The 10,486-nt window shown below is 67.6% G+C and carries 11 protein-coding genes and 1 pseudogene; 7 read left to right on the forward strand and 5 right to left on the reverse strand.

Features of this window, described 5'->3' with window-relative positions; translation table 11 throughout:
• Positions 1-2: 2 nt before the first annotated feature.
• Positions 3-1,145 carry an acyl-CoA dehydrogenase family protein gene (locus G6N18_RS22195; RefSeq protein WP_083001742.1) on the forward strand — a complete coding sequence of 381 codons (1,143 nt, stop codon included), beginning with the start codon at positions 3-5 and terminating at the stop codon, positions 1,143-1,145.
• A gap of 33 nt (positions 1,146-1,178) precedes the next feature.
• Here the strand turns inward: G6N18_RS22195 and G6N18_RS22200 are convergent, their stop codons facing one another.
• Positions 1,179-1,913, reverse strand: a complete 735-nt coding sequence (locus G6N18_RS22200) for a fasciclin domain-containing protein (protein WP_067221621.1) — start codon at positions 1,911-1,913, stop codon at positions 1,179-1,181.
• Positions 1,914-2,066: 153 nt separating this feature from the next.
• Between G6N18_RS22200 and G6N18_RS22205 the strand changes: the two genes are divergently transcribed.
• The 3 genes from G6N18_RS22205 to G6N18_RS22215 are packed head-to-tail and all read left to right on the forward strand — an operon-like array spanning position 2,067 to position 4,493.
• Positions 2,067-2,591 (forward strand): gamma carbonic anhydrase family protein, encoded by a 525-nt coding sequence (locus tag G6N18_RS22205; protein ID WP_067221963.1) that lies wholly within the window; start codon positions 2,067-2,069, stop codon positions 2,589-2,591.
• Positions 2,592-2,625: 34 nt separating this feature from the next.
• Entirely contained in the window at positions 2,626-3,774 is a 1,149-nt protein-coding gene (locus G6N18_RS22210; protein WP_083001744.1) for an NAD(P)H-binding protein, read from the forward strand.
• Positions 3,771-4,493: a CPBP family intramembrane glutamic endopeptidase gene (locus tag G6N18_RS22215; RefSeq protein WP_083001746.1), complete on the forward strand. Its 723-nt coding sequence runs from the start codon at positions 3,771-3,773 to the stop codon at positions 4,491-4,493. Before G6N18_RS22210 ends, G6N18_RS22215 begins: the two co-directional genes overlap by 4 nt.
• A 15-nt stretch (positions 4,494-4,508) precedes the next feature.
• On the opposite strand, the pseudogene tet(V) reads toward G6N18_RS22215, so the two are convergent.
• Together tet(V) and G6N18_RS22225 are read right to left on the reverse strand one after the other, a co-directional pair.
• Positions 4,509-5,741: pseudogene (gene tet(V), locus G6N18_RS22220) on the reverse strand (tetracycline efflux MFS transporter Tet(V)); the annotation flags it as partial.
• 90 nt (positions 5,742-5,831) lie between these two features.
• A complete protein-coding gene (locus tag G6N18_RS22225; RefSeq protein WP_083001748.1) occupies positions 5,832-6,653 on the reverse strand; it encodes an enoyl-CoA hydratase in 822 nt (273 codons plus the stop codon).
• An 86-nt stretch (positions 6,654-6,739) separates the two neighbouring features.
• Here G6N18_RS22225 and G6N18_RS22230 point away from each other — a divergent pair, with 86 nt between their 5' ends.
• Genes G6N18_RS22230 through G6N18_RS22240 form a run of 3 tightly spaced genes read left to right on the forward strand, consistent with a single transcriptional unit; the run spans position 6,740 to position 9,598 of the window.
• Entirely contained in the window at positions 6,740-7,831 is a 1,092-nt protein-coding gene (locus G6N18_RS22230; RefSeq protein ID WP_083001750.1) for a CaiB/BaiF CoA transferase family protein, read from the forward strand.
• A gap of 19 nt (positions 7,832-7,850) precedes the next feature.
• Positions 7,851-8,603: a 3-hydroxyacyl-CoA dehydrogenase gene (locus G6N18_RS22235; RefSeq protein ID WP_083001753.1), complete on the forward strand. Its 753-nt coding sequence runs from the start codon at positions 7,851-7,853 to the stop codon at positions 8,601-8,603.
• Positions 8,600-9,598, forward strand: coding sequence for an NAD(P)H-dependent flavin oxidoreductase (locus tag G6N18_RS22240; RefSeq protein ID WP_067221639.1), 999 nt, complete (start codon positions 8,600-8,602; stop codon positions 9,596-9,598). The genes G6N18_RS22235 and G6N18_RS22240 overlap by 4 nt, the downstream gene beginning before the upstream one ends.
• A 75-nt stretch (positions 9,599-9,673) precedes the next feature.
• On the opposite strand, the gene G6N18_RS24755 is transcribed toward G6N18_RS22240, so the two are convergent.
• Positions 9,674-9,805, reverse strand: a complete 132-nt coding sequence (locus tag G6N18_RS24755; RefSeq protein ID WP_090278021.1) for a hypothetical protein — start codon at positions 9,803-9,805, stop codon at positions 9,674-9,676.
• A gap of 98 nt (positions 9,806-9,903) precedes the next feature.
• Positions 9,904-10,446, reverse strand: coding sequence for a DoxX family protein (locus tag G6N18_RS22245; RefSeq protein WP_083001755.1), 543 nt, complete (start codon positions 10,444-10,446; stop codon positions 9,904-9,906).
• Between the last annotated feature and the right edge of the window lie 40 nt (positions 10,447-10,486).

A 10,486-nucleotide genomic window follows, 5' to 3' on the forward strand; every position in this document is an offset into this window, starting at 1 on the left:
TAGTGAAGAGAGCGATCTACGACGCCGAACATGAGGCGTTCCGGGAAACCGTGCGGGAGTACATCGAACGCGAACTCGTTCCCCACCAGGAGAAGTGGGAGTCCGAGCGCATCGTCGACCGGTCGGCATACACCGCCGCGGGCAAGTACGGGCTCATCGGGTTCAACATGCCCGAGGAATACGGCGGCGGCGGCTCCGACGACTTCCGGTTCAACGCGATCATCGACGAGGAGATGGCCCGCTCCGGCGCGGCCGGACCAGCGCTGAGCCTGCACAACGACGTCGTCGGCCCGTACTTCAAGGACCTGACCAACGACGAGCAGAAGCAGCGTTGGCTGCCCGGCATCACCAGCGGGGAGACCATCATCGCGGTCGCGATGACCGAGCCCGGCGCGGGCAGCGACCTGGCCGGCATCCGCACCTCGGCGGTCCGCGACGGTGACGACTGGATCGTCAACGGCTCCAAGACATTCATCTCCTCGGGCATCAACTGCGACCTCTGCGTCGTGGTGGCCCGCACCGATCCCGAAGCCGGCCACAAAGGTTTCACGCTGCTGGTCGTCGAGCGCGACATGGAGGGCTTCAGCCGCGGCCGCAAGCTCGACAAGATGGGCCTGCACTCGCAGGACACGTCGGAGTTGCACTTCGAGAACGTCCGCGTGCCCGCCGCCAATGTGCTGGGCAAGGAAGGCCGTGGCTTCTACCACCTGATGACCAACCTGCCGTCGGAGCGGTTGTCGATCGCAATCTCGGCGATCGCCGGGGCCCGCGCGGTCTGGGAGGAGACGCTGCAATATGCCAAGGACCGCAAGGCATTCGGACAGCCGATCGGCAGCTTCCAGCACAACCGGTTCCTGCTCGCCGAGATGGATACCGAGCTCGAGGTCACCGAGAACTACATCGACCGCTGCCTGCGCGCAGTCGTCGACGATGAACTGACCGCGGTCGAGGCGGCCAAGGCCAAGTGGTGGGCCACCGAGGTCGCCAAGAAGGTGGTCGACAGCTGCGTGCAGCTGCACGGCGGCTACGGCTACATGATGGAGTACCGCGTGGCGCGGGCCTACGTCGACGGACGCATCCAGACGATCTTCGGTGGCACCACCGAGATCATGAAGGAGATCATCGGCCGCGACTTGGGCATCTAGCCGGCTCGGCCGGCGTGGCATCTAGCCGAGGCGTCAGCCGATCGGAGCGTCCGCCGCCGGGGTCGGCTCGGTGGTCGTGGTGGTCGTGGTGGTCGTCGTCTCGGTGGTCGACGTCGCGGACGGGGTGACCGCCGTCGGCGCCTTCGCCGGGTCGAGCACCGTGTCGATCAGGTAGATCCGGGCGTTCGCCGCCTGGATGCCACCGCAGACCACCTTCGCGGTGTCGTTGATCTTGATGTCGGCGTTCTCACCGGTCACCTTGATCTCCGCGCCCTGCTGGGTGGGCCGCTGACCCTCGACATCCTTGGGTCCGAGGACGCCGAGGAACACGTGGTAGTAGTCGAAGTCCGTCAGCGCGGCCGGGTTGGCCTTCAGCGCGTCCAGTTGGGCGGGCGGCATCGCGGCGAACGCCTCGTTCGTCGGCGCAAACACGACGTAGGGGCCGTTCTCCAGGACCGGCACCACGTTGACCGCCGGGTTGAACCCGCCTGAGATCGCGGAGTAGAAGGTGCTGGCGTCCGGAATGGCTTGCAGCGCCTGTCCGACCGGCAGGGTGTTCAGCGACTTCCAGTTGGGCACCGCCTCTTTGAACGCGTCGCAGCCCGACCCTTCCGGGTTGGGAATCTCGATCACCGGGGTCGTGGTCGGCTCGGCCGGTTGGGCGGGTGCGGGCGGATCGGCGTAGGCGGTGACGGCCAGCGGCACCGAGAGCGCCATCGCGGCGATCCCGGCCGTGGCACCGATGGCTTTGCTGGTGCGGGTCTTCACTTACGGCTCCTCAGCTAGACAGGTCGCAAGGGATGTTAGAGGCAGTGCTGCGCCAGTGCCAAAGTCGTCACCTCGCCGAACTGCCGCCGCAACGGCCTGACCTGCACTTTGCGAATCTGCCCACATGTTGTTGGAGACCGTACGATGACGCGCATGCCCGAGCCGCTGATCGTCTCCATTCGTGGCCGTACGCCGTCGCTGCACGCCGAAGCGTGGGCGGCCCCCAACGCGAGCCTGATCGGTCAGGTGACGCTCGCCGCACGGGCCAGCGTCTGGTACGGCGCGACGCTGCGTGCGGAGGCCGAACCCGTCGACATTGGCTTCGGCACCAACATTCAGGACGGCGTGACCATCCACGTCGATCCGGAGTTCCCGGTGAGCATCGGCGCAGAGGTCAGCGTCGGGCACAACGCCGTCCTGCACGGCTGCGTCGTCGAGGACGGAGCGCTCATCGGCATGGGTGCGGTCATCCTCAACGGCGCGACGATCGGCCAGGGCTCGCTGATCGCCGCTGGCGCGGTGGTGCCTCAGGGATTCGTGGTGCCGCCGCGCTCACTGGTCGCGGGGGTACCGGGCAAGGTGCGACGCGACCTGAGCGACGCCGAGGTCGCCCACAACCGGCACAACGCGCAGGTGTACCAGCGGCTCATCGATCTGCACCGCGACGCGACGACCTAGATTCCGTCGGGACCGATCCGGGTACAGCCGTACCGTGAAACGTGTGCGCACCCTGGTGACCGGCGCGACCGGTTACGTCGGCTCCCGGCTCGTCGACGCCCTGCTTTCGGAGGGTCATGACGTCGTCGCCGCCAGCCGAAACCCGGACAGATTGGCCGATTTCGGTTGGCACGACCGCGTCACCGCCGTCGCATTGGACGCGCACGACGAGGCCTCGACGCGGTCGGCGTTCGCCGATGCGGGTCCGATCGACGTGCTCTACTACCTCGTGCACGGCATCGGGGAACCCGATTTCAGGGAAGCGGACAACCGCGCAGCGGCCACCGTGGCGCAGGCCGCCAAGGACGCCGGCGTTCGGCGGATCGTGTACCTGGGCGGATTCGTGCCGGATGGCGACGACCTGTCCGAGCACCTGACCAGCCGGGCCGAAGTGGCCGAAGCGCTGCACATCGACGGCGGTGCCGACGTGGTGTGGCTGGGCGCGGCGATCATCATCGGGGCGGGGTCGACGTCGTTCGAGATGCTGCGCTATGTCGGCGACCGGTTCCTGGTCTTCCCGCTGCCGTCGTGGTCGACGAACCCGATCGACCCGATCTCGATCTGCGATGTTCTGCACTACCTCATCGCTGCCGCGGACAGCGACCGTGTGCCGGCGGGGGCTTACGACATCACCGGCGCGGAGACGACGTCATACGCCGAGCTGCTTCGGACCTATGCGCGGATATCCGGTAAGTGGCGTGCCGAACTGCCGGTCGACGCCCTCGACACCGGGCTGGTGTCGTGGGTGACGGCGGCGGTGTTGCCCGTGCCGGGCGGTCTGGCGGCGGATCTGGTTCAGTCCCTTGATCATCCGATGATCGCCTCGGAGACGCGGCTGCGCGAGCTCGTGCCCGACCCGCCGGGCGGATTGGTCGGCATCGACGATGCGATCAGGCGGTCCCTGGGCAGTCGTCGGCGCAAGCCCGTCGACGAGCTCACCGATCCGCACCACCTCGCCGACACCGACCCCGACTGGGCCGGCGGGGACACACTGCGCCTGAAGCAGATGGCCGGTGCGGTCACACCCGGGATCGTCCGGCCCGCGCTCGGACTCATCGGCGGGGTGCCCGGACCGGTTGCCGGGGTGGTCCGCACCGGCCTGGACGCGCTGCTCAACCTGGTGCCGAAGGCGAGCCCGGCATGACGGAGCCGACGCAGACGCGAGCCGGACTCCTGCACGAGATCCGCGACATCGCGACCACCGCCGCCGTTCCCCACCACGAACCGCCCGCAGTCATCAGGCGCAGGCGCATCGTCGTCGCCGTCGTGCTGGTGATCGGCGCTGCGCTGCTGGGCTATTCGCTGACCCGGCCGCCCGGTGACGACTCGTTCTACTGGCTGACGCTGGCGCTGGCCGGCGTATGGGCATTGGGCGCGTTCGCGTCGGGACCACTGCACATGGGCTGCGTGCGGTTCCGCGGCCGAAACCAGCGGCCCGTCATCACCGGCACCGGCGTGGGGTTGGCGTTGGGCGCGACGTTCGTCGTCGGCGGTCTGATCGCGCGCGAGATTCCCGGGGTGCGCGAATACATCACCCGGGTACTGGAATTCGCCGATTACGGACCGCTGGCGGTGGTGACGTTCATCACCGTGATCAACGGTCTGGCAGAGGAGATGTTCTTCCGCGGCGCGATGTACACCGCGCTGGGTCGGTTTCACCCCGTGTTGATCTCGACCGCGCTCTATGTCATCGCGACGTCGGTCACCACCGGCAACCCGATGCTCGGCTTCGCGGCGATCATCCTGGGCACGGTCTGCGCGCTGGAACGCCGAGCGACCGGCGGCATACTCGCACCGATGCTCACCCACTTCTTCTGGGGGCTCGTCATGGTGCTCGCGCTGCCGCCGATCTTCGGCGTCTAGTTCACCGCAGCGGGTGGCCACCTCGTCGCGACGCATCCCGGCCGCGCACACCGCGACCGCCGCCACCAACACGGGGACGATGCCGGCGACGAGGAAAATCGTCTGCATCGACACGACTTTCGACAGCGGCCCCACGATCGCGAACGACAGCGGCATGAACGCCAGAGAGACGAAGAAGTCCAGACTCGAGACGCGGCCCAGCATCGCCGTCGGCACCCGTCGCTGCAGCAGCGTGCCCCAGATGACCATGCCGGCGCCGTCCGTGAACCCGACGACGAACGTCGCGGCCGCCATCACCGGGAACGAGGTGGTGAAGCCGAACACGATGAGCGGGATGGCGCCCAGACTCCACATCGCCAGCATCACAGAGAGGTAGCGACGAGGCATCCGGCGCGACGACACCGTCAGCGCGCCCAAGGCGCTGCCCACGCCGAAGAACGCGAGGATGAACCCGTACATCCGGGCACCGTCGGCGAAGCGGTCCTTGGCGATGAACGGCAACAGCACCTCGATCGGGCCCAGTACCACCAGCACGAAAATGCTCGCGTACAGCAGCGTCCACAACAGCCACGGTGTTCGGAGTACCAACACGAAGCCGTCGCGCAGATCACGCAGCGCGTGCGGGTGCTGCTGTGGCGCAGGGGCTTTCATGGCCGGCCGGGTCGCGATGAGCAACGCCAGGCCGACGGCGAACAACGCGGCCACCGCCACGGCGCCCAGCGCTGGGAACGTCGCACCGACGACGACGCCGGCGACGGCCGGACCCACCGCCCGCTGGAAGACCGGACGCACCACGCCTTCGACACCGTTGGCCGCGAGCAGCTGGTCCGGCGGCAGAATCCGCGGCAGGATCGCGCTGTAGGCGGGGAAGAAGAACGCCGCCGCGGCGCCCAGAGCGACCGCGCCCACCGCCAGGTGCCAGATCTGCAGCGCGCCAAGCAGTCCGAGTACCGCGATCGCCGACGAGGCGAGCACGTTGACCGTCTCGACCGCGATGATGATCGCGCGTTGGTGGAATCGGTCGGCGGCAATCCCGCCGATCAACACGAACGCGACCAGGGCGGCGCCGAAGCACGTCGTCACGATCGACAGCGATACGGGATCGTTGTCGAGTTCGATGACTTGCATGGCCAACACCACCGCGAACATGCCGTCGGCGAAGATCGACAGTGAGACCGCTGCGATCAGCAGGCGGTACTCGCGATATCGGAACGGTGCGAGTACGCGCCACCCGCCGGCGTTGTGCACCGGCTGTTGGATGTCGAACTGCGTACTCACCCGTCGATGGTTGCCGACGTGCGGGTGCCGAGTCCACCGATTTTCTCTGCGCCGGAAGGGTTAGAAGTCGGTGAAGTTCGCCGGCCTGCGTTGCTGGAAGGCCTTGGTGCCTTCGCGGAAGTCGTGGGAGTCGAGAAGCGACAACTGGCCCTGTTTCTCACGTTCCAGTGCGCCTTCGAACTCGGTGAGTGTGGCGGCGTTGATCGCGTTTTTGGTCTTGCGCAGTGCGACCGCGGGACCGGATTTCAGCGTCGCGATGACCTTGTCCACCTCGGAGTCGAACACGTCGGCGGGGTAGACCGCGGTCACCAAACCCCAGTCGTAGGCCTGGTCGGCCGGGATGCGTTCGGCCAGCAGTGCCATCCGGGTCGCGCGGATGCGCCCGATCGCCGCGGCGATGAGCGCCGAGGCGCCGCCGTCGGGCATCAGGCCGATCTTGGTGAATGCCAGCATGAAAAACGCCTTCTGCGAAGCCAATACGACGTCGGAGGCCAACGCCAGCGATACCCCGACACCGGCGGCCGGGCCGTGCACCGCGGCCACCACCGGTTGCGGCAGGTTCACGATGGACCGGACCGCACGGTTGGCGGCGTCGAGCACGTCGGCAGGTGTCCCGTTCGCGCCCGGGTTGGCGTGGTCCTCTTCGCTGATGCCTGCGCCCGAACAGAATCCGCGGCCGGCGCCGGCCAGCCGCACGACCTTGACCCTCGAGTCGGAGGCCGCCTGGTTCAGGGTGTCCGCGATGGTCGCGAGCATCGGTTGGGTCAGCGAGTTGAGGCTGTCCGGCCGATTCATCGTCACCGAGAGCACCCCGTCGGTGAGGTCGACCGACAGTGCGTCGATTCCGGTATATGTGGGTGCGCCCGAATCGAGGGTTGTCATGGCTGCACCCTAGAACCGGACGACTTGGTTATACAAGTAAGCTATGTCGGCGATCGAGGCGTTCCCCGGACGGAAGGCGGTTGAGCATGGCGGGACCACTGCACGGACTGCGGGTCATCGAACTGGCGAGCATCGGACCGGGCCCGCACGCCGCGATGATTCTCGGTGATCTCGGGGCGGACGTCGTCCGCGTCGAACGGCCGGGCAAGCTCGGCGGAGTTCCGACCAGCAAGCGCGAGGCCACGCTGCGCAACCGGCGGTCCGTCGCGGCCGACCTCAAGAGCGATGAGGGACGCGAACTCGTGCTGCGGCTCGTAGCCAAGGCCGACGTGCTGATCGAGGGTCTTCGCCCGGGGGTGACCGAGCGACTCGGACTCGGCCCGGAGGACTGCGCGAAGGTCAACGAGCGGCTGATCTACGGGCGCATGACCGGTTGGGGCCAGACCGGACCCCGTCGACTGCAGGCCGGCCATGACATCAACTACATCTCGCTCAACGGCGTGCTGCACTCGATCGGTCGGGCGGGGGAGCGGCCGGTTCCGCCGTTGAACCTGACCGGCGACTTCGGCGGCGGCTCGATGTTCCTGCTCGTCGGCATCCTGTCCGCGCTGTGGGAGCGGCAGACGTCGGGGAAGGGGCAGGTGGTCGACGCGGCGATGGTCGACGGTTCCAGCGTGCTGGCCCAGATGATCTGGGGTTTCCGGCAGGACGGCCTGTGGTCCGACGAGCGCGGGGTCAACATCCTCGACGGCGGGGCGCCCTATTACGACACCTACACCTGCGCCGACGGCCGCCACATCGCCGTCGGCTGCATCGAACCGCAGTTCTACGCCGCGTTCCTCGAGGGTCTCGGCCTCGCGGGTAAGGACCTGCCCGACCAGAACGACATGAGCCGCTGGCCGGAGCTGCGTGCGCGGTTCAGCGAGGTCATCGCCGCCAAGGACCGCGACCACTGGGCCAAGGTGTTCGCGACCAGCGATGCGTGCGTGACGCCGGTGCTGTCGTTCGGTGAGGTGGAGTCCGAACCGCACATCACCGAGCGCGACACGTTCTATCGCGACGGCGACTACCTGCAGCCGAACCCAGCGCCGCGGTTCTCCCGCAGCCAGCCACCCGCGCCGACACCGCCCGGCGCAGCCGGAGCCGACACCGAAGCCGTCTTACGAGACTGGGCCTGACAGAAAGGAACACCCTCAAGTGGAGATCAAGGACGCCGTAGCCGTCGTCACCGGTGGCGCATCGGGCCTCGGCCTGGCCACCACCAAGCGCCTGCTCGACAAGGGCGCGTCGGTGGTCGTCGTCGACCTCAAAGGCGAGGACGCGGTCAAAGAACTCGGCGATCGCGCCCAGTTCGTCGAGACCAACGTGACCGACCCCGATGCGGTGAGCGCGGCCCTGGACGCGGCCGAGAAGATGGGCCCGCTGCGCATCAACGTGAACTGCGCGGGCATCGGCAACGCGATCAAGACGCTCTCCAAGGACGGGCCGTTCCCGCTCGACGGATTCAAGAAGGTGATCGAGGTCAACCTGATCGGCACGTTCAACGTGCTGCGCCTGGCGGCCGAGCGCATCGCCCGGACCGAGCCGGTTGACGGCGAGCGCGGCGTCATCGTCAACACCGCCTCCGTCGCGGCGTTCGAGGGTCAGATCGGGCAGGCCGCGTACTCGGCGTCCAAGGGTGGTGTGGTCGGCATGACGCTGCCGATCGCGCGCGACCTGTCCCGTGATCTGATCCGCGTCGTCACCATCGCGCCGGGTCTGTTCAAGACGCCGCTGCTGGGCTCGCTGCCCGAGGAAGCGCAGGCCTCGCTCGGCAAGCAGGTGCCGCATCCGGCTCGCCTCGGCGATCCCGACGAGTACGGCGCGCTGGCCGTGCACATCGTCGAGAACCCGATGCTCAACGGTGAAGTGATCCGGTTGGACGGCGCGATCAGGATGGCCCCCCGATGACGATCACGACGAAGTTCACCGAGACCTTCGGGGTCGAGCACCCCGTTGTACAGGGCGGGATGCAGTGGGTCGGCCGCGCGGAACTCGTTGCGGCCGTGGCCAATGCGGGCGCCCTCGGCTTCATCACCGCGCTGACTCAGCCCACGCCGGCGGACTTGGCGAAGGAGATCGCCAAGTGTCGCGAGCTGACCGACAAACCGTTCGGCGTCAACCTGACGATCCTGCCGACGATCAACCCGCCGCCCTACGACGAGTACCGCCAGGTGATCGTCGACTCCGGCATCAAGATCGTCGAGACCGCGGGCTCGAACCCGGCGCCGCACCTGCCGATGTTCCACGAGAACGGGATCAAGGTGCTGCACAAGTGCACGTCGGTGCGGCACGCGGTCAAAGCGCAGAACCTGGGCGTGGACGGCATCAGCATCGACGGGTTCGAGTGCGCCGGGCATCCCGGTGAGGACGACATCCCGGGACTCGTGCTGATTCCGGCCGCGTCGGCCAAGATCGAGATCCCGATGATCGCCTCCGGCGGGTTCGCCGACGGCCGGGGTCTGGTGGCCGCGCTGGCGCTGGGCGCCGACGGCATCAACATGGGATCGCGGTTCATGTGCACCGTCGAATCGGCGATCCACCAGAACGTCAAGGAAGCGATCGTCGCGGGCACCGAGCTCGACACGGAGCTGATCTTCCGGCCGCTGCGCAACACCGCCCGGGTGGCCAGCAACGCGGTTTCCCGCGAGGTCGTGGAGATCCTCAACCGCGGCGGTCAGTTCGAGGACGTCAAGGACCTCGTGGCGGGCAAGCGCGGCGTGAAGGTCTACGAGGTCGGCGACCTCGACGCCGGTATCTGGAGTGTGGGCACCGCGATGGGCCTGATCAACGACATCCCGACGTGCGGGGAACTGGTGGCGCGCATCGTCGGCGAAGCCGAGGAGATCATCAGCGAACGGCTGAGCGGAATGCTCGAGGACGACGAGGAAGAGAACGTGGCGTGAGGCAGCGCCCGAGCGGTCCTCGCGGGACGGGCTAACCCGTCAGATCGAACGCGCGGCCCCTCGGCGCGCGCTCGGTCAGACGGCGGTGCGCAGGGGGTGCTCGTCGTCGAGCTGCTCCGAGGTGTCGCCTTCTACCAGGACATCGCCGTGGTAGAGGGCCTCGAAGTCAACCTTGATGACATCGGCACTGGTGTCGTCGATCCACATGTACTCGACAGTAGGGGTCACGTCTAAGGAATCGTTGAGTCACGATTCGGAAAATCGTGGCAATCTTACCGCCGGGTAGGTTTTGCCGAGCGAGCGTCCTAGGCCGGTGCGCTGAAGTGGATCGGGTTCGTTCCGAGCAGCGCCACCCACGTCAGGACCGCCGCGGCCAGGGCCGCGATGAGCAGGCCTGCGGCTATGCGGGTTCCCCACGTCGTTCTGCCGAGCACCTTCGCGTCGAGCGAGTACGCGCCGGCGCCGAGAAACAACAGCGCGGTCGCCCCGATGCCGATCAGGAACGGCGCATTGAACGGTTCGGACCAGAAGGCCATTCCCGACACGTTGACCGCCCATGCGTCGACCATCGCTGCGATCACCGCGAATGCCGCCAACGGCGTAACCGCGCCGAAGATCAGGCCCAGGCCGCCGAGCGTCTCGGCCGTCGTCACCATGAACGCCGCCAGGCCCGGTAGTCGCCAGCCGGCCGACTCCATGAAGCCGACCGCGGTGCCGAAGTCGAAAGCCTTGATCAGCCCGGCCTGAAGCATCGCCGCGCCGACGCCGATCCGCAGGATCAGCAGGCCGATGTCCACAGCGGTGTCGCGCGTGGTGGTGGTGGTGGTGGCCACGTCCGTCGTTGTCATGCCGATTACGACTACCAGACGAGTCGGAACTCATCGCGGT

The organism is Mycolicibacterium celeriflavum (assembly GCF_010731795.1).
GTDB classification, from domain to species: domain Bacteria; phylum Actinomycetota; class Actinomycetes; order Mycobacteriales; family Mycobacteriaceae; genus Mycobacterium; species Mycobacterium celeriflavum.

What these genes read in the sequence shown, in the direction of transcription:
- G6N18_RS22205 (WP_067221963.1), top strand. Translation starts at nt 2,067, where the DNA reads ATGCCCGAGCCGCTGATCGTCTCCATTCGTGGCCGTACGCCGTCGCTG.
- G6N18_RS22215 (WP_083001746.1), top strand. Translation starts at nt 3,771, where the DNA reads ATGACGGAGCCGACGCAGACGCGAGCCGGACTCCTGCACGAGATCCGC.
- G6N18_RS22225 (WP_083001748.1), bottom strand. Translation starts at nt 6,653, where the DNA reads ATGACAACCCTCGATTCGGGCGCACCCACATATACCGGAATCGACGCA.
- G6N18_RS22230 (WP_083001750.1), top strand. Translation starts at nt 6,740, where the DNA reads ATGGCGGGACCACTGCACGGACTGCGGGTCATCGAACTGGCGAGCATC.
- G6N18_RS22240 (WP_067221639.1), top strand. Translation starts at nt 8,600, where the DNA reads ATGACGATCACGACGAAGTTCACCGAGACCTTCGGGGTCGAGCACCCC.
- G6N18_RS24755 (WP_090278021.1), bottom strand. Translation starts at nt 9,805, where the DNA reads ATGTGGATCGACGACACCAGTGCCGATGTCATCAAGGTTGACTTCGAG.
- G6N18_RS22245 (WP_083001755.1), bottom strand. Translation starts at nt 10,446, where the DNA reads ATGACAACGACGGACGTGGCCACCACCACCACCACCACGCGCGACACC.